At 53.3% G+C, this 17,066-nt stretch carries 23 protein-coding genes; 12 read left to right on the top strand and 11 right to left on the bottom strand.

Annotation, left to right across the window (positions count from 1 at the left end):
• Positions 1-8: 8 nt before the first annotated feature.
• Both DOQ08_RS07435 and arfB read right to left on the bottom strand, forming a co-directional pair.
• Complete coding sequence (locus DOQ08_RS07435) at positions 9-212, bottom strand: DUF3185 family protein (protein ID WP_114334277.1); 204 nt, start codon at positions 210-212, stop codon at positions 9-11.
• 165 nt (positions 213-377) lie between these two features.
• Positions 378-791, bottom strand: a complete 414-nt coding sequence (gene arfB / locus DOQ08_RS07430) for an alternative ribosome rescue aminoacyl-tRNA hydrolase ArfB (protein ID WP_114334276.1) — start codon at positions 789-791, stop codon at positions 378-380.
• Between the two features lie 105 nt (positions 792-896).
• Here arfB and DOQ08_RS07425 point away from each other — a divergent pair, with 105 nt between their 5' ends.
• Positions 897-1,571: an NAD(P)H-binding protein gene (locus tag DOQ08_RS07425; RefSeq protein WP_114334719.1), complete on the top strand. Its 675-nt coding sequence runs from the start codon at positions 897-899 to the stop codon at positions 1,569-1,571.
• Here DOQ08_RS07425 and DOQ08_RS07420 read toward each other — a convergent pair.
• Together DOQ08_RS07420 and DOQ08_RS07415 are read right to left on the bottom strand one after the other, a co-directional pair.
• The gene (locus DOQ08_RS07420; RefSeq protein WP_114334275.1) at positions 1,557-2,240 is read right to left on the bottom strand and encodes a PspA/IM30 family protein; all 684 of its coding nucleotides are present in this window, start codon (positions 2,238-2,240) and stop codon (positions 1,557-1,559) included. The genes DOQ08_RS07425 and DOQ08_RS07420 overlap by 15 nt on opposite strands.
• Before the next feature lie 4 nt (positions 2,241-2,244).
• Positions 2,245-2,514, bottom strand: coding sequence for a YiaA/YiaB family inner membrane protein (locus tag DOQ08_RS07415; protein ID WP_114334274.1), 270 nt, complete (start codon positions 2,512-2,514; stop codon positions 2,245-2,247).
• Between the two features lie 154 nt (positions 2,515-2,668).
• Here DOQ08_RS07415 and DOQ08_RS07410 point away from each other — a divergent pair, with 154 nt between their 5' ends.
• The 6 genes from DOQ08_RS07410 to efpL all read left to right on the top strand — a co-directional run bounded on the left by DOQ08_RS07410 (position 2,669) and on the right by efpL (position 7,246).
• Positions 2,669-3,433, top strand: a complete 765-nt coding sequence (locus DOQ08_RS07410) for a helix-turn-helix domain-containing protein (protein WP_114334273.1) — start codon at positions 2,669-2,671, stop codon at positions 3,431-3,433.
• Between the two features lie 107 nt (positions 3,434-3,540).
• Positions 3,541-4,341, top strand: a complete 801-nt coding sequence (locus tag DOQ08_RS07405) for an SDR family oxidoreductase (RefSeq protein ID WP_114334272.1) — start codon at positions 3,541-3,543, stop codon at positions 4,339-4,341.
• A gap of 16 nt (positions 4,342-4,357) precedes the next feature.
• Positions 4,358-4,735 (top strand): hypothetical protein, encoded by a 378-nt coding sequence (locus DOQ08_RS07400; protein WP_114334271.1) that lies wholly within the window; start codon positions 4,358-4,360, stop codon positions 4,733-4,735.
• Positions 4,736-4,835: 100 nt separating this feature from the next.
• On the top strand, positions 4,836-5,534 hold the full coding sequence (locus DOQ08_RS07395) for a crotonase/enoyl-CoA hydratase family protein (RefSeq protein WP_114334270.1): 699 nt from the start codon (positions 4,836-4,838) through the stop codon (positions 5,532-5,534).
• 575 nt (positions 5,535-6,109) lie between these two features.
• A complete protein-coding gene (locus DOQ08_RS07390; protein WP_114334269.1) occupies positions 6,110-6,607 on the top strand; it encodes an acyl-CoA thioesterase in 498 nt (165 codons plus the stop codon).
• A 72-nt stretch (positions 6,608-6,679) separates the two neighbouring features.
• Positions 6,680-7,246 (top strand): elongation factor P-like protein EfpL, encoded by a 567-nt coding sequence (gene efpL, locus DOQ08_RS07385; RefSeq protein WP_114334268.1) that lies wholly within the window; start codon positions 6,680-6,682, stop codon positions 7,244-7,246.
• 43 nt (positions 7,247-7,289) lie between these two features.
• Here the strand turns inward: efpL and DOQ08_RS07380 are convergent, their stop codons facing one another.
• Both DOQ08_RS07380 and DOQ08_RS07375 read right to left on the bottom strand, forming a co-directional pair.
• A complete protein-coding gene (locus tag DOQ08_RS07380; protein WP_227537542.1) occupies positions 7,290-8,057 on the bottom strand; it encodes a spermidine synthase in 768 nt (255 codons plus the stop codon).
• Positions 8,057-8,770 (bottom strand): lytic transglycosylase domain-containing protein, encoded by a 714-nt coding sequence (locus DOQ08_RS07375; protein ID WP_114334717.1) that lies wholly within the window; start codon positions 8,768-8,770, stop codon positions 8,057-8,059. The genes DOQ08_RS07380 and DOQ08_RS07375 overlap by 1 nt, the downstream gene beginning before the upstream one ends.
• A 158-nt stretch (positions 8,771-8,928) precedes the next feature.
• Here DOQ08_RS07375 and DOQ08_RS07370 point away from each other — a divergent pair, with 158 nt between their 5' ends.
• A complete protein-coding gene (locus DOQ08_RS07370) occupies positions 8,929-9,168 on the top strand; it encodes a TIGR02647 family protein (protein ID WP_114334267.1) in 240 nt (79 codons plus the stop codon).
• A 59-nt stretch (positions 9,169-9,227) separates the two neighbouring features.
• Here the strand turns inward: DOQ08_RS07370 and DOQ08_RS07365 are convergent, their stop codons facing one another.
• The 3 genes from DOQ08_RS07365 to DOQ08_RS07355 all read right to left on the bottom strand — a co-directional run bounded on the left by DOQ08_RS07365 (position 9,228) and on the right by DOQ08_RS07355 (position 11,643).
• Complete coding sequence (locus DOQ08_RS07365; RefSeq protein ID WP_114334266.1) at positions 9,228-9,404, bottom strand: DUF1328 domain-containing protein; 177 nt, start codon at positions 9,402-9,404, stop codon at positions 9,228-9,230.
• A gap of 104 nt (positions 9,405-9,508) precedes the next feature.
• Positions 9,509-9,961: a hypothetical protein gene (locus DOQ08_RS07360; RefSeq protein WP_114334265.1), complete on the bottom strand. Its 453-nt coding sequence runs from the start codon at positions 9,959-9,961 to the stop codon at positions 9,509-9,511.
• Positions 9,958-11,643, bottom strand: a complete 1,686-nt coding sequence (locus tag DOQ08_RS07355; RefSeq protein ID WP_227537541.1) for a L,D-transpeptidase family protein — start codon at positions 11,641-11,643, stop codon at positions 9,958-9,960. Before DOQ08_RS07355 ends, DOQ08_RS07360 begins: the two co-directional genes overlap by 4 nt.
• A gap of 64 nt (positions 11,644-11,707) precedes the next feature.
• Here DOQ08_RS07355 and DOQ08_RS07350 point away from each other — a divergent pair, with 64 nt between their 5' ends.
• On the top strand, positions 11,708-12,484 hold the full coding sequence (locus tag DOQ08_RS07350) for a TSUP family transporter (RefSeq protein WP_114334264.1): 777 nt from the start codon (positions 11,708-11,710) through the stop codon (positions 12,482-12,484).
• 285 nt (positions 12,485-12,769) lie between these two features.
• A complete protein-coding gene (locus DOQ08_RS07345; RefSeq protein WP_114334263.1) occupies positions 12,770-14,452 on the top strand; it encodes an AMP-binding protein in 1,683 nt (560 codons plus the stop codon).
• 69 nt (positions 14,453-14,521) lie between these two features.
• Here the strand turns inward: DOQ08_RS07345 and DOQ08_RS07340 are convergent, their stop codons facing one another.
• A complete protein-coding gene (locus DOQ08_RS07340) occupies positions 14,522-14,716 on the bottom strand; it encodes a hypothetical protein (protein ID WP_114334262.1) in 195 nt (64 codons plus the stop codon).
• Positions 14,717-14,834: 118 nt separating this feature from the next.
• On the opposite strand from DOQ08_RS07340, the gene DOQ08_RS07335 reads away from it, so the two are divergent.
• Positions 14,835-15,734, top strand: coding sequence for a LysR family transcriptional regulator (locus DOQ08_RS07335; RefSeq protein WP_114334261.1), 900 nt, complete (start codon positions 14,835-14,837; stop codon positions 15,732-15,734).
• Between the two features lie 162 nt (positions 15,735-15,896).
• Complete coding sequence (locus DOQ08_RS07330) at positions 15,897-16,727, top strand: DUF2059 domain-containing protein (RefSeq protein WP_114334260.1); 831 nt, start codon at positions 15,897-15,899, stop codon at positions 16,725-16,727.
• 45 nt (positions 16,728-16,772) lie between these two features.
• Here the strand turns inward: DOQ08_RS07330 and DOQ08_RS07325 are convergent, their stop codons facing one another.
• A complete protein-coding gene (locus DOQ08_RS07325) occupies positions 16,773-17,051 on the bottom strand; it encodes a peptidylprolyl isomerase (protein WP_114334259.1) in 279 nt (92 codons plus the stop codon).
• Positions 17,052-17,066: the final 15 nt, after the last annotated feature.

Below are 17,066 nucleotides of genomic sequence, written 5' to 3'. Positions count from 1 at the left end.
GGGGTGAGTTATTTCTTCAGAAACGTAAGAAATGCACCTGCAACGGTGATCGCCGCGCCGCCAATCAGATACCACATGGTCTCGTCAGTGAAGCGTCCGCTAACCGCTTCGGTGAGCTGGTTTCCAACGGATTGGGTGGACTGGTAGCCGAAATACAGCAAGATGACGCCGACAACCAGCATCACAATTCCAATCAGCTTTGAGCTTCCCATGGCAGATTCCTTGTAGTGTTAGTGTTTGATTTTGAACTGCTGTTACTCAATGAGTACCAGAAGGTATAGTCAAAAAACAACGCGTTTTCAGGCCTTTTCCATTTTAGAGCAGCCCAAGCTGGGGCCTTGCCACTGCGGGCAGCCGAGGTAGTAGGGCAGAGGCATTTAGATCTTGACCTTACCTCTAAGCGCCTTGGTTTTACCTTTCTGGGTTTTCTTGTCCACGCGCCGCCGCTGGGAACCTTTGGTGGGGCGCGTCGGGCGCCGTGCTTTTTGGATTTTCACCGCTTCCAAAATCAGTTCTTTCAGGCGTTCCAGAGCGTCTTCTTTGTTGAGTTCCAGGGTGCGGGAGGACTGTGCCTTGATGATCACAATGCCTTCTTTGCTGATGCGTTGGTCGGAAAACGCCATCAGTCGTTCTTTATAGAAAGGCGGCAAGGAAGAGCGCTGAATGTCGAAGCGAAGGTGCACCGCCGAGGCCACCTTGTTGACGTTTTGGCCGCCGGGGCCTTGGGCTCGAATTTGCGTGATTTCGATTTCCCAGTCGGCAATTTCTACGGCGTTGGAGATTTTCAGCATAGGGCGTACGTAGTTGGTGTGATGATCAGCTTGCGCTTCCTGTTAGTATCATCCTACGCAATCAGCGCCGCGATCAGAAGTGGCGAAACAGCAACGGAGCGCTTTATGAAGGTTATGGTTCTGGGTTCGACCGGGTTAACGGGTGGTTTGTTAGTGAAGAAGCTGCTGGGTAATCCCGCTATTACGACCGTAGTGGCGCCGGTGCGCCGGCCTTTGGAATGGAGTCATCCGAACCTGGAATCGCCTGTTATCGATTTTGATGACATGGAAGCCCATGCCGGGGTGTTCAACGTTGATGTGCTCGTGTGTTGCTTGGGCACCACCATCAAAAAAGCCGGTTCTCAAGAAGCGTTCCGAAAGGTGGATTACAGCTACGCCCTGAATGCCGCCAGTTTGGCGAAAGAAGCGGGCGCGAAAGCCTGTATTTTGATGTCGGCCATCGGGGCGTCTTCGCGCTCCTCCGTGTTTTATAACCGGGTGAAAGGCGAACTGGAAGACGCCATTCGGACGCTGGAGTTTTCTTACTTTTCCATCTATCAGCCCAGCTTGCTTCTGGGCCAGCGGGAGGAGCATCGCACGGCCGAGGCATTGGGTATGGCGGTAATGCCGGCAGCCAATCTCGCCTTGGTCGGGTCGCTTCGCAAGTACCGTGCGATTGAGGCAGAGACGATTGCAGCGGCCATGACGAACGAGGTTTCTCGTATCGATGCTGGCCGCTGCGCTGGTGTGAACGTGTTTGTGCGACAGTATTCAGACATTGTGGCATTAGCGGGCTTTTAAGCGGGCCAACACTTTTTCTCCGCTACTTGCTCCGTTGTCGATGCCCGCAGCTTTCAGGCGGGCATTCAGATTCCCGTTGTTTTGTTCGTTATCCAGCTCGGTCAAGGCGGCTTCTACGTCTTCTGCTTCCGTTTGACGAGCGCGAATGCGATCAGCAGATACGTTCAAGTCTTCCATGTGACTGTGCAGCCCTGTTGCGTGGCCCCGAAGCTGGCGAGTGACTTGTTCAGCATGTCGATTGGTTTTTGCCAGTCGCATTTCACTGTGAAAATGTTTCAGCGCTCGGCCGGAATCCCTCAGCTGGCGGCGCAGCTGGGTTTCTTGTTGCTGAAGCTTGGCGTGCTGTTGTTGCTGGCGTTGCAGCACGGTTTCATCCTCTGCAATCAGGTTGGCCAGTTCCAGCGCCAGAGCCTCTTCGTTTTGTTCCAATGCCTGGCTGGCTTGCTGCTCCCGTTTGCTAATGGCAGCTTGCAGGCCGGTATTGTCGCGTTCTAGGCGGGTTTTCTCGGCCATTAGGTGCGCCAGCTCTCTTTTTGATCGCGCAATGGCTTGCTCGGCGTCTCGCAGTTCCTGCTCAAAGATACGAATGTCGTTAGCCTCTACCAGCTTTGCCACCGGTTCGTGGGCTGATGCCCGAAAGAGCGTGTTCAGTTTGCGCCAAATGCTCATGGTGTTACTCCCCGTATTCTTTCAGCAGCTGATGGGTGCGAGCTTCGGAAATGCGGTTCGCAATTCGGCTCTGCTCGTGTTCATCGCGCAGTGTTTTCGACAGTGTGATGGTGGTGCTGACAAGAAACAGAGCGCTGATCGCCATGTAGCCTTTTATCACGATATCAACGGGCGCAAGCACCACACCTGCGGCGGCGGCAAATAGTGCAATTGCGAATGAAACCTTCACAAAAAATACCCAGGAGTTGGAGTTGCTCTTCAGTTCGCTATCCATGATGTTTTCCTCATTGGCGTTGTTGTTGGGACACCTGAACTGTGCGCTATCGCTGAATGCGCCGCGAGCGATTCCCCAAAGGTATTGGTGGCGTATCTATGGAGTATCGAATAGTGATACTTTCTGGGGTTGGAACTCGATGGGAGGAGAATCCATGGCGCAAACCAGTGCCATTGTCGGTGAGCTTAAACGACAACTACGGTCTCATGGCCTGACTTACCAAGACGTGGCTGAAGCCTTGGACCTGTCAGAGGCGAGCGTTAAACGCCTGTTTTCCGATAAACAGTTCTCGCTTAAGCGTCTTGACCAGATTTGCACACTGATGGGTATGGAGATCAGTGATCTCGTGCGCAAGCTTGCGCCAGACCCCAAGGTCGAGCAGTTGAGCCTGGAGCAGGAGCAGGAATTGGTGTCGGATGTGCGGCTGTTACTGGTGGCCGTCTGCGCCATGAACCGTTGGCAGTTCCAGGAGATTCATCAGGTTTACGATGTGTCGGAAACGGATTTGATTGGCTACCTCGCCAAGCTGGATCGCATGGGGGTGCTGGAACTGCTACCCGGGAACCGGTTCAAGCTGTTGGTGAGCCACGATTTCGCCTGGCAGCCGGGCGGGCCCATACAGAAATTTTTCGAAGCCGAAGTGCAGCAGGATTTTCTGAAATGCCGGTTTAATCACCCGGGTGAACTGAGGTTGTTCGTGAGTGGCATGCTGTCCACCCAGTCCAACGAGGTGGTTCAGCAGAAGCTCAAGCGGTTGGCTCTGGAGTTCCGGCACTGCCATGAAGAAGATCTCGCGTTGCCTTTGGAGCACCGTTTTGGCGTGAGCCTGTTGATGGCCATGCGTCCATGGGAGATCGAGGCCTTTGACAGTTTCCGGCGGCCGGAGGCGTTGAAGGAGTACCCACCGTTTAGCCGTTGAGGTCAATGTGGGGTTTTGCCACCGGACGTTTGAGGAGGCGGAGCGCTTTTCTGCTAGTATCCGTGCGCATCAATAATAACTATGTGTTGCCTGTTGGAGGCTTGTTTATGACGGCTCAAACCGTTTGGATTACCGGCGCTTCGTCGGGTATTGGTGAAGCGCTGGCGCTTCAGTACGCGAAAGATGGCGCAGGGTTGGTGTTATCGGCCCGTCGCAAAGATGAGTTGCAGCGTGTGGCCGATCGTTGTGTTGACGCCGGTTTGCCGGAAGATAATATTCTGGTGCTTCCGTTGGATGTCACGGATTGGGCTTCTCACGAAGCGTCCGCGCAAACGGTGGTGGATCGCTTCGGAGCGATTGATCTGCTGGTCAATAACGCGGGCCTGTCGCAGGGTTCGTTGTGCGCAGAGACCGATATGTCGGTCTACCAAAAGCTGATGGATGTGGACGTAATGGGCCAGATTGCCCTGACCAAGGCGGTACTGCCACACATGCTAAAGCGCGGCAAAGGTCACCTGGCTGTAACGGCTAGTGTTGCCGGCAAAGTAGGCGTGCCCAAAATGACGGGCTATTGCGCAGCCAAACACGCGATGGTCGGCTTTTTTGATGCTTTGCGCGCAGAAGTGGAAAGCAGCGGCTTGCACGTGTCTACCATCCTCCCGGGCTTTATCCGTACCAACATTGCCAAAAACTCTTTGTCTGCCGATGGCACCCCTCATGGTGAAACGGACAGCGACGTTGCCAGTGGCATGGATGTGGATGAATGCGCGGCCGTGATTTTTAAAGGTCTGAAAGCCCGCAAGCGTGAAATTCCTGTGGGTAAGGGCAAAGAAATGGCGGCACTTTGGGTGAAGCGACTTTCACCGGAGTTGATTTTCCGCCTGACACGCCGGGGCAAACACTCATGAAAAGCGAGCTTTACTGATGAAATTTCCCATCGTTACCGTGACCTTGGTCGTTGCGGCACTGGGGTATGTGTTTTGGAACCAGACCCAGCCTGACCCGGCTCAGGTTGGTGCGGCCGATTTCGCCAATCTCGAGGCCAAACCGGTAGACCGCAGTGCGGTGGTGGATCTGGCCATTTCCCGGATACAGGATTTGTGTGAAGAAGCTACGGCAAACGCAGACAGCTCTGAGGCAGAAGAAGAGTGTGTTGCGCTTGCAGAATCCCGCACCTCGTCCTGTCGCCGGGCGGTGTATGATCGCTTTCCGGAAAAGGTGCGGTCTGATGCGGTTTTCAGAGACGTCTCGATTACCACAATGAACTGCCTAGTTCGACAATCCGGGGTTGTTCAGCCCTAGACGGCTTTACAGTGCGATTGATTGCGTTGCCGAAGCTCGGCCTAACGTATAGAGTTAACAAACGCTCACTTTATTTGATGAAATTGATGAGGACACCACGGTGACTGAACTCGTAACTTACGAACTGAACGATGGCATTGCCACGATTACTCTGAACAATGGCAAGGCTAACGCCCTGAGCCACGATGTGTTTGAAGCGCTGAACGCCGCACTCGACCGTGCCGAAGAAGACAAGGCAATTGTTATCCTGACAGGGCAGCCCGGCATGTTCTCCGGCGGGTACGACCTGAAAGAAATGCAGAAAGGCATAGATGCGGCCATGGCTCTGGTGAAAGTGGGGTCCACGCTGACTCGTCGCCTGGCGGCATTCCCGACACCGGTGATTGCTGCGTGTAATGGTCATGCAATTGCCAAAGGCGTCTTTGTGCTGTTGTCTGTGGATTACCGCATTGGTGTAGAAGGCAACTTTAAACTGGGCCTGAACGAAGTGGCGATCGGGATGACCATGCACCACGCGGGTATTGAGATCGCTCGCCACCGTATGCCTGCGCCTTATTTCTACCGCTCCGTGGTGAATGCAGAAATCTTCAACCCGGAAAGTGCGACCGCCGCCGGTATTCTGGATGAAGTGGTTGCACCAGAGCAGCTGATGGAGCGTGCAAAAGCCGTTGCCTCCCAATACAAGCAGCTGAACATGCGCGCGCACAAGCAAACCAAGCTAAAGGTGAAGGCCGAATATCTGGCCACACTGGATCGCGCCATTGAACAAGACACAGATAAGTCTGATTTGATGGGGTGATGGGTTTCGGCGGTCGTAGAGAATACGGCCGCTCAACTTATCCTTGCTCAAATTACCGTCATATTCCGCAAACCCAGTTATACCAAGCCTTCCAGCCGTGTGTCCTGACCTTGCTAACACAGTTTTCCACAGAGTTTGTGGGTAACTGCCTCTCGTTATCCCCAGCGATCCTGAAAAAATGCCCGATTTAGCTTGCTTTTAACCGTGAAAAACGGGTGATTCTGTATTTTTATGATCCGGTATCCGGCTTGGTTAAATTACCTACAAATCCCGTAAGCCCGCTCGTAGAGCGGTTTTAGCCTATATGTCCTTACCTTGCTAACACAGTTGTCCACAGAATTTGTGCGTAAGTGGTGGGGGTTATCCCCATGACGCTCGGGATAAAGCCTGCAGCTGTGTATTACTTCAACGAGCGCCCTTTTTTGCGCGTTTTTATGTGTTAATCTCTACCTTGGTTAAATTACCGACAAATCGCTATAGCCCGCTCTTGGAGCGGTTGTAGCCTATATGTCCTTACCTTGCTAACACAGTTGTCCACAGTATTTGTGAGTAATTAACAGAAGGAAAACCTTTCGATGTCTGAAAAACCGGCCAAGCCCGTTTCGGCTTCCGCCATTGAGAAGCATGTGTATAAAGTGTTTCCCAACGATATGAACTCACACGATACGGTGTTCGGCGGCATGATCATGGCAAAGTGCGACCGTTTGGCGTTGGTTGTGGCCGAGCGGCACTCAGCGCATGTGTGTGTGACGGCTGCGGTCGATTCCATCCACTTTCGTGCACCCGCAAGAGGTAAGGATACCCTGTTGTTCAGTTTGACCCTGAACCGCAGCTGGGGCTCTTCTATGGAGATCGGTGCGCGGGTGGAAGCAGAGAACAGCTACACCGGTGATGTTCGGCACATCCTGTCTGCGTTTTTCACCTTTGTGGCCGTAGATGAAGAGGGTAAGCCGGTGGATGTTCCGGAGGTGATTCCGGAAACGAGTGAGCAGCGCCGGCGGTACGCCAACGCTGAAATCCGAAGGGCGGGTCGCCTGCAAACACGCGAGCAGCTTACCAAGGCGAATAGCTGAGTAAAGTCGCATATTTAGCGCAGTCGTGGTATATCACGCCCACGGTGATCAACTTATATTGGAATAGGTGACATGCCAAAAGCGAGTGAGATTAAAAAGAACCAAGCGGTTGAGTTTGATGGACGTGCGTTTTTCGTAAAAGACATCGAGCGTTCGGTGCCACAGGGCCGTGCCGGTGGCAGCCTTTATCGCATGCGTCTTTATGATGTGGTAACTGGCCAAAAGGTCGATGAAACCTTCAAAGATTCAGACATGTTGAATCTGGCCGATTTGGTTCGCCGTCCGGTTATGTTTTCCTATGCCGACGGTGACGAGTACGTCTTCATGGACAACGAAGACTTCACTCAGTACATGTTGAATAAGAGTGCTATTGAAGAAGAGCTTCTGTTCATCACAGAGGAAACCCAGGGTGTGATGGCCATTCTGGTTAGCGATACCCCGGTGGCTTTGGATTTGCCGCCAACGGTTGAGCTAACCATTGAGGAAACCGATCCCTCTGTGAAGGGCGGTTCCGCAACGGCTCGTACCAAACCTGCGCACCTGACCACGGGTCTGGTTGTGCAAGTGCCTGAGCACATTTCCACAGGCGACCGTATCAAGGTCAACGTGGAAGAGCGTAAGTTCCTGAGCCGGGCCTGATTCTGGTTTATGAACACGGTAGAGAGGGGCTCTGAGCCTCTCTCTACAGCTCCAACACTTCCAGTTTTTTCCTCAGTTTTGCCCAACCGATGGGTAATCGCTTTTCCAACTCTGCGCATCGCGACGATTCTATTGTAACGTTGCTGAACCCTTGCTTGCTGCCGTAAATCACCCAGTTGTTGGTTTTGCTTCTGAACACCAAGAGCAGCGGAAACTGGCGCCGCAGTTCCCGAACCAAATTACCGTTGGCCTCTGGCATCTTGTGGTAGTTCAGCGCGAGCCAGCCTTTGCTTGTGAGGGCGCGGCTGCAGGCTTTTATGAACTGCCTTTGAGCTTGGGCAGGGCTCATCCTATCCGCACTGTAGAGATCTGTGAGGATCATGTCGGTGCTGGCTTCTGGCAGGTTGTCCACAGCCAGGCGGGCATCTTGAATGGTTATATGCAGCCGATCGCTGCTGGGTAAGGCAAACCACTTGCGGGCAATCTCCGCCACTTTCTCACGCAACTCGAATACCTGGATATCGCTACGGGGCAGGAGCTTATGTAAACCGTGGGCGAGCACACCACCGCCCAGTCCCAGCACAGTGACATGCTGAGGTTCGTGAAAGGCGATGGGGAGCAGCATGGCGCGGTTGTATTCATGCACAGGCAGATTGGGGGTGGCGCGCACGATCTTGCTTTGCTCAAACACCGAATCGAAACTGAGAATGCGGTGTTTGCGGTCGTCGATCACCAGAATATTGCCGTATTTATCCCGGTCCACATGAACAATGTCGCCGGGAATGGCGATCGTGCTAATCGGATTTCTCATTAGTGGGCTGTGTAACGCTGATGCAGGATGCCTACGCGTTCTACGTAGGCTTTGGTTTCAGCGTAAGGCGGAATGCCTTTGTAGCGGCCTACCGCGCCGGGGCCAGCGTTATAGGCCGCTGTGGCGAGGCGCGTGTCACCTTTGAAACGCGTTAGCATCTGCGAGAGATAATTTACGCCGCCCCGAATATTTTCCGAGATTTGCATCGGGTTTTTTACGCCGAGTTCTTTTGCCGTGCCGGGCATGAGCTGCATCAAACCTTGAGCACCCACGGGGGAGATCGCCTGTGGATTAAATGCGGATTCGGCATGAATAACGGCGCGCACCAATGCCGGGTCTACGCCGAATTCCTTGGCGGCGGTTTTAATCTCGTTTTTGAACGGGCTGAGAAACAGCGGTGTTTTACGCCAGTCCACGGTGGAGTTGGGGTCGCAGGCGTAGCAATGGAAGCTGATCACATCAAAATCTGAGTGGGTTGGTCGTTGGCTGCTGTAGGCAACAACGCCGTGCTGATCTTTATAGCGGTACACGGTCTCACTTTTGGTGGATGGCCGTGGTTGGCTTTTGCTTATGACGTTGGTGAACTCCACACGCCCGTCGGGGTGTACAACCCGTTTGATGGTATCGGCGACCGCGCCAGTATTCGCCGCCCCAAAAATAACGGTGATCAGGGCGATAGCGAAACATTTATTTGTGGTAAGGCTCGACTTCATTTCATGACCGGAATGCTGAATCTGAGGCTTCAATGTACCGTTATTGCCAACGGACATGTACCGTGAAGTGTAGGCTTTTTGTTTGTTTGTGAGAAATTTCGCTCGGAAGGGATTATTTCCGCTATGCTGCAAAGAAGATACCTAACAAGGAGTTTTTTATGCCTTTCTCGCCGGTTCATCTTGCTGAATTGAATCTGTTGTTGCAGTTTCCTTCTACCTCAACTCAAGAGGGCATTAAAGTACACGCCAGTCAGGCGGCTCCGGAAACCGTTCGGGCAGCTGCGTCTTTGTTCTCGAAGGGGCTGATTTCGCAGGAAGACGGTGGTTATTTAACGCCTATGGGGTGTGAGGCGGTTGAATTGACTCAGAAGCTGCAGGCCATGTTGGCCAGCGACTGAATGCCAAGCGATACCATGGCCCTGTTTGATCAGGGCCATGTACAGCTCTGGGTGTGGCTCTAGACCTTCGGGCCTTTTCCTTTGAGCACGTTCACCAGTACAGATACCACGAGCAGTACTAAAAAGATAAAAAACAGAATTTTGGCAAAGCCTGCAGCGGTTCCGGCAATGCCGCCAAAACCCAACACGCCCGCAATGATTGCTACAACGAGACACACTAAAGCCCAGTAGAGCATTTACTATCCTCCTTTTTGCAATGCCCTATAAACGTGGCACAACTTTGGCGTTCCCGCAATTCAAGGTGTGGAACCTTAAGGGATAGTCATTGTTTGGTCAGGTTTTAGTCTGTTTCCTCAAGCGGGTACACCGAGCGAGCCAGTGTTGGCGAACAACCAATCACGCCCCGGGCTTTCTTGTGCGCGTGCAAATACCAGCGTTGGCCGCCACGGGTGAAGGTGTCGCGTTTTACCTCAAAGATTGCGGTTTCCACAGTGGCAGGAATAGGCTGTCCATCAGCCAGGCGGTAGACGCAGGCCGTGCCCAGGGTGGCCGCTTGGCCGACTGCCAGAGTAATAAAACCATCACTTCGAACGGCCGGCTTGCGCCCGTTTACATCGGTGATTTTCAGGCAGGGGCCGTAATGTACTCGGTCGTTATCGCCTACGGCCTCTTGCAGACAATGTTGAGCACTGAGCAGCACCAGATTGTCGCCAATGTCGGGGGCTGTTCCGGGCAGGTTCTGGCATGCCGTCAGCGAGGCGGCTGCGAGCAGGGGAAGGAGTGTTCGAGTCATCGCTTGCTCCTGGGGGTAAGTTGCAGGTTTCCTTGGGCATCGGACCTCAGTGCATCGATAAGGCGGCGGTCGCGGCCGTAAACGTCTTCCCGAATTTGGAGGTTGCCGAATTTATCAACCCAAGTAGTCCAATACTGAAGGTGGACGGGCACGGGCTTGTTCAGAACAACGTTAACTGGCTCTTTAAGCTCTCTCGCCTGACTGATGTTGTCGTGGTTCCAACGGCTGTTGCCGATGAGCAATCTCTCAGCAAGCTCGAAAGGCCGCTCTACGCGGATGCAGCCGGAGCTAATGGTGCGCTCAAGCCGGCTAAAATGATATTGCCCGGGCGTGTCGTGCAGATACACCGCATGTTTGTTGGGGAACATAAACTTTACTTGGCCAAGGGAATTCGTGGGGCCGGGCTGTTGCACGAGCTGGTAGGAGAAGTTATCAGCGGACAGTGACGCCCAGTTTACCTCATCGGGGTCTATTTCCACCTGGTTGGCACCCCAGCCCTTATACACTTTGAAATTCATTCGCTTGAGGTAACTTGGGTCTGATTTAATCCTTGGCAACTGGTCCTGAATCATCAGAGTCCGAGGGACGGTCCAGGTTGGGTTGAACACCAGATAACGGATGCGGTCGCTGAATACGGGGGTTTGCCGGAACGGCCCTCCGACTATGACCCGCTGATGCAGCACTTCTTCACCGTTTTCCACCATCACCATGTCGAACCCGGCGATGTTTACCAGCACATAGGTGTCGCCCAGAGAGTCGGGTAGCCAGCGCCAGCGCTCCAGGTTGGCGTCTACCTGACGAATGCGCTCGATGGGCATCATGTTAAGAGCGGCCAGGGTTTTTCGGCCAATGATGCCGTCAGGGTCCAGACCATGACGAGCCTGGAAGGTGGGGATCGCTTGAATCAGATTGCCGGTATACAGTTGATCCACCGGGCTGCTGCCAAGCTCGTGCTGGGAGTCGTTGTCGGGAACGGGCAGGTCACCCAACAGAATCAACTGCTGACGAATGGCGGGTAGGCGCGGGTCGCTGTCACCAGGGCGTATCGTTGGCCCCGCTTCGTGTAGCGGCCAGGGTCGCCCCAGAAGGGCCGATAGCTGGCGGCGATAACTGGCCAGCCGATGGTAAGCCGGGGCCGGAGGTTTGAGCGACTGCAGAGTTTGGTACACTTGGCCGCTTTGTAATGCCTCCGCCAGCACGAGGTGGAGTTGCCGCTGCCTGCGGTTGGCTGTCCACTCGGCATCAATGGTTTGTGGATTCACTTTACCTTCCAGCAGGTGAGAGCCGAGGAGCAGGAAGGCATCCGAGAAGATCAGGTCAAGTTCGGCCGGCAGTTCCGGTGTGGTGTCGTCCTGAGATCTCTGGATAATGTCGCGCAAAGCTTCTTGATGGTAGTCGGACGGGATGAGTCCTTCGTCTGAAATTTCATTAATAGCTTTCAGTAACTCGTTTTGGGCGGCGGGTGAGGTCCAGGCCGGCTGGTAATCTCGGGCTTCATAGAATTGAGCCAGTGCGGCCCTGGCATTGAGGGGCGAGTCGCCAATGGTAACGGGATAACCCGATTGCAGGGCTTCGATGCGGCTGATAATTCGATCGTCGCTGTAGGCATTTTGCATGAACGCCAGTAGCATAATGATCAGTAGGTAGCTTTTTTTTGTTGCTGAGAGTGTTGCATCCTGCACATCGTCCTCCTCGTGAATTCCTTGCAAACCGAGCCGTCAGGCCTGCTGGAGTCTATTGTTCGTTATGTCTGATCTGTCTGTTGTTCAGTATATCCTGATTGCGCTGATCTTTGTGTGGAGCGGCTTTGTGCGTTCCGGGCTGGGGTTTGGTGGCGCGGTTCTTTCGCTGCCTTTTCTGCTCCTGGTGCTGGATGAACCCCTGGTGTTCCTTCCGATCATTTCGATTCACCTGTTGGTGTTCTCGTCGCTAACCATCTGGATGAACAATAGGAAACACGGCGATGGTCAGGGTATTGAAAAAGCCAGCACGGTGGATTGGCAGTATCTGGGGCGATTGCTCGCTATCTTGATTGTGCCGAAGCTCATTGGTGTGTTCGGTTTGATTACCCTGCCGGGCCACATACTGAGCGCAATCATTTTCGTTATTGTAGGTCTCTATTCCGTTTCGTACATCGTAAACAAGCCCTTTCGTAGCGGCAGCAAAACAGTGGATGCGGTGTTCTTGATGTTAGGCGGCTATATCAGTGGCACCTCATTAATCGGAGCACCCTTGATTATTGCGGTTGCAGCTCAGCACCTGCCCAAAGAAAAGCTGCGGGATACCTTGTTTGCCTTGTGGTTTATTCTGGTGATGATCAAGTTGGGGGCGTTTGTATGGGTTGGTGTTGATCTACAACTGATTCACCACATCTGGTTACTGCCTGCCGCGGCTGTCGGCCACGTGATTGGCCTGTACATACACGATCAGATGCTGCACGCAGAAACATCGCTGTTTTACCGGGTGCTGGGCACAGTCCTACTTGTCGTAAGCAGCATCGGGCTGGTTACAGTCTGGATGTAGCCGTTCCTATAGCGGCCTGTTCAGGAGCCAAGCATGCCTGAGTAAGCGGTGTAAAAGAATGCGCAGGAACCTAGCAGAATCAGGCTCCAAGCGGGAACAATCATCAAAGAGCGTGCCGGTCTGATCATCGCAACCTCCTTCGGTATGGCTAATCATTACGCGGTTATTGTCAATTTAGACCAATCTTGAGGAATGTCACGAATCATTTTTCAAATTTTCGTCTAGTATGGAATTGTCTACAGGGGAGTAGTTTCCAAACAATGAAAAAAATAACACGGACTCCATATGACGATAGATCCTCAGAAGCTGACATCTGCCCATTGTTTATTCTATTGGGCCGAAAAAACCCCGGATAACGTTTATCTGACCCAGCCATTCCCGGATGGGCGCACGGAAGACATCACATGGGCTCAGGCTGCGGATCAGGTTTGCCGCATTGTGGCGTACCTGAACAGCCTGGACCTTCCCGAGCGAAGCAAGATCGTAATTTTGGGTAAAAACAGTGCCCATTGGATTTTGGCTGACCTTGCGATCTGGTCAGCAGGCCACGTGAGTGTGCCTTTGTACCCCACGCTTAACGGTGATACCGCCGCCTACGTATTGGACCACAGCGACGCAAAATTGTTGTTCCTGGGCAAACTGGATGGCAAAGCTGATGGTTGGAACGATATCAAGCATCATATTCCGCAGGATTTGCCCATTATTTCGTTACCGCTTTCCCCCCGTGACGACACCCCGAAGTGGATTGATCTGGTGGCACAACACGCGCCAGCCAAACCACGATTGCCAGCCCCGGATGATCTGGCAACGATCGTATATACATCCGGAAGTACAGGTCGCCCTAAAGGAGTGATGCACAGCTTCCGAACCATGATTTCTGTTGCAGACGGTCTTCAGCAGCTGTTTCAGGTGACACCAGCCGACCGGATGTTGTCATATCTGCCGCTGGCGCATGTGGCTGAACGAGCAGCCGTAGAAACGCAATCGTTGTATTACGGTTTCCATGTTTACTTTGCCAACTCGCTGGATACCTTTCAGGAAGATTTGCAGCGGGCGAGGCCAACCATGTTTTTCTCGGTGCCTCGTCTGTGGATGAAGTTTTACCTTGGCGTAACGGCCAAGCTTCCGCTCAAAAAACAGAAAGTGCTGTTTAACATTCCCGTTCTGGGTGGACTGGTTAAAAAGAAGGTGTTGAAGCAATTGGGGCTAGATCATTGTCGGGTCGCTCTCACCGGCGCTGCGCCTTTGTCCGCCGAAATCATCAACTGGTATCGAAATCTCGGGCTTGAGTTACTCGAACTGTATGGCATGTCCGAGAATTTCGGTTATTCCCATGCCAATCGACCGGGGCAGGCTAAAGTTGGCTGTGTGGGGGTCCCCAACCCCGGTGTCGAACACCGGATTGGCGAGGGCGGCGAGATTGAAGTCAGAAGTCCGGGGCAAATGCTCGGCTACTACAAGAACGAGGAGAAGACCAAAGAGGATGTGACCAGTGATGGCTTCCTGAGAACTGGCGATATGGGTGAGATCGACGCACAGGGCTACCTGCGGATTACCGGGCGGGTGAAGGATCTGTTCAAGACCTCCAAAGGAAAGTACGTGGTGCCCGTACCAATCGAAAATCGTTTTAATCACCCGATGGCCGAAGTTGTATGTGTGGCAGGAGCTAATCAGCCTCAGCCTTGCTTGATGCTGCTGTTGTCGGAGGAGGCTCGTGCCGCGTTGGATTCAGGTATGGACCGAAATGCTTTAGAGCAAGAGTTGGCGCAAGAACTGGAGGACGTAAACGCTGCCTGTGAGCCTCATGAGAAGGTGGCATTCCTGGTGGTGGTCAAAGACCCGTGGAGCATGGAAAACGGTATGCTAACGCCCACCATGAAGATCAAGCGCAATGTGATCGAAGAGTTTTACCACCAGAAGATGGACGCTTGGTTTGCCGAAAACAGAAGGGTGGTTTGGGAGTTCTGAGCTAATTGAACGGCACAAAAAAACCGGCATGTTGTCATGCCGGTTTTTTTTTGGAATCAAAACGGGTGTTTATACGCCGCCTTGAGCCTGAGGCAGATCTTGTACAGCAGCTACGGCTTGGCGATTCGCTTTGCGCAGCTTGCGGCTTAAAAATTGTAGCCCCTGTTTAACGGCAGCGCGGGTATACTCCCGGCGCATCTCCACTCCATTGTGGAGGATGCCGGATGGCTGTGGGCGAACGCTCACGTTACGCTGATGAATCATGATGCCTTCCTCCTTGTTAGGGTGGCTGGGTTTGTTAGGTTATAAATCATTCTAGAGGTTCTTATTTGCAGTTTGAATACGTTAAACTTCGTACTCATGTTGCAAATGTGCAGTGACTATGGACTGGGATTATCTTCGATATATACGGGCTCTGGCAATAGCTGGAACCTTCGCAAAAGCCGGTGAAATACTGGGTGTACACCAAACCACTGTTTTAAGACGACTTGATCAGATGGAAGAGTCGTTGGGTGTGCAGTTTTTTGATCGCAACCGCGATGGATTACAGCTTACCGCCACCGGTGAAATGGCCTATCGAGAGGCTGAAAGGCTGGCGGTAGACATGGAAAACCTGGAGCGCAAGCTGGTTGGGCAGGACGGTGCTCCGGTCGGTAAAGTTCGAATCGCCGCAGAGGATGCGGTGATGTATGAATTGCTAAGCCCGGTTTTGGCCGCGCTGGTGCGGGAGTACCCGGAGATTGAGCTGGAAGTACTGACCGATAATGACGTGTCAAACCTGAGCCACCGCGAAGCAGATCTGACCCTGCGCCCGGAGAACAAGCCACAGGCCACGCTGGAAGGTGAACGTATCGCGGCGATTGATTCCGCGGTATACGGATCGACCAACTACTGCCGACGAAATCGCAAAATGGATATAGAGAATCATCCGGAGGCCTGTACCTGGCTGATCCCGGACGAGTCCTTTAGCCATCTGGCAACAGGAAAGTGGTACCGGAAGCATCTCAAGAACGTAAACTCCGTTATTCGCTGCAATAGCCTGCAATCGATGCATGCGTTGGCGCGGGCAGGGGCCGGGCTGGCGGTTTTGCCCTGTTACCTGGGAGAGGCCGCGAAGGAGTTACGGAGACTTTCTGATCCTTTGGAAGGGGAAAGTGTCGATCTTTGGCTGCACGTTAACCAGGATACCCAGCAAATGGCCCGGGTTAGGATCGCGATGGAGTTTCTGGTGGAGCGGCTTAAGGCTTTAGGTCCAGCCATCGAATTCAGCAACACTCTCTGAATACGTTTGTATTAACGTGCTTGTGCCGGATATCTCAACGATTTTCGCACTTGCACGGAAGCATTCCTACCAAATCGTCATCTTCAGCAGCGTTGTATGCTTGCTGAAGAGGCGGCCTGCGTGTCATAAACAGCGCTGTTCCCGTAACAGGATAAGAGTGACATGACCTTGAACGCCCTAATGAAACCTCTTTTGATCGCCGGACTGCTTGTAAGCAGCTTGGCGCAGGCAGCACCGAGTGCCCAACAGGTATTGGAAGCTTCGCCCGTGGATGACATTTTAGTGCAGTACCCGGCGATGATGGGGCAGGGAATTCGGGATGGCCTCAAGCAACGAGCGCAGGTTCCACCGATGGTGGCCGACACCATCGCGTATGTGGTGCAGAACAGTTTTCGCCCGGAAGAGATCAAGCGAAAAGTAGCCTCGAACCTTGAAGCTTCGTTAACCGATGAGCAGCTGCAACAGGTGCACGATTGGTATCAAAAACCGGTTGCGAAAAAAATCGCACGTGCCGAAGTGGCAGCCTCGGCGCCTGCCATCTGGCCGCAAATACGTAAGAAAGCCCCGGAGTTGAATAAAGCCAGTAAGGGCACTGATCGGGAAAAACGGTTCGCCCGTTTTGATCGCGCTTCCCGTGCCACCGAAAGTGCAGTTGATACCGCGATTGCGCTTCAGCTGGGATTGTCTTCGGCGATGGCGGCTTTAAGTGGTGAACCCGCGAACCCGGACGATATGCGCAAGCAACTCGAGGCGCAGCGCCCGGCCTTGAAGGGTGTGGTGGGGCAGCAAGTTTACGACAGCTATTTGTATACCTACGAGAAGATCACTCCGAACGAGATGGAGATGTATCTGGAGTTTCTGGAAAGTGATGCCGGTCAGCAGTTCACCAAGGTGGTTGCAGAGAGTGTTCAGCAGGCGGTGACGGAGCCGATTGAAAACATTGGCAACCAGCTGGCACGATTCAGGAACCTCGGGAAAGAAAACGCTCAGTGAGGGGAGTCTGCCTGTGACGTGATCGCACAGGCAGACCAACAGCCATTAGCTGCGGGAAGTCACTTCCAGCAGGTGATAGCCGAACTGGGTCTGGATAGGACCAAGAACGGTGTTCACTTCGCCGGTGAATACAGCCTTGTCAAACTCGGGAACCATCTGGCCCGGGCCGAACGAACCCAGGTCGCCGCCGTTGCGGCCTGATGGGCAAGAGGAGTGCTGCTTGGCGACTTCTGCGAAATCCTGACCGCCTTCGATGGCTTTTTTCAGTTCTTCACATTTTGCTTCGCTGTCTACCAGAATGTGGCGTGCAGTTGCTTGTGCCATGATCAATATCCTGTT

It is taken from the genome of Marinobacter litoralis, assembly GCF_003336705.1.
GTDB classification, from domain to species: Bacteria; Pseudomonadota; Gammaproteobacteria; order Pseudomonadales; family Oleiphilaceae; genus Marinobacter; species Marinobacter litoralis.
The sequence above is the reverse complement of the archived record's forward strand: the minus strand, read 5'-3'. Positions and strand labels throughout refer to the sequence as shown.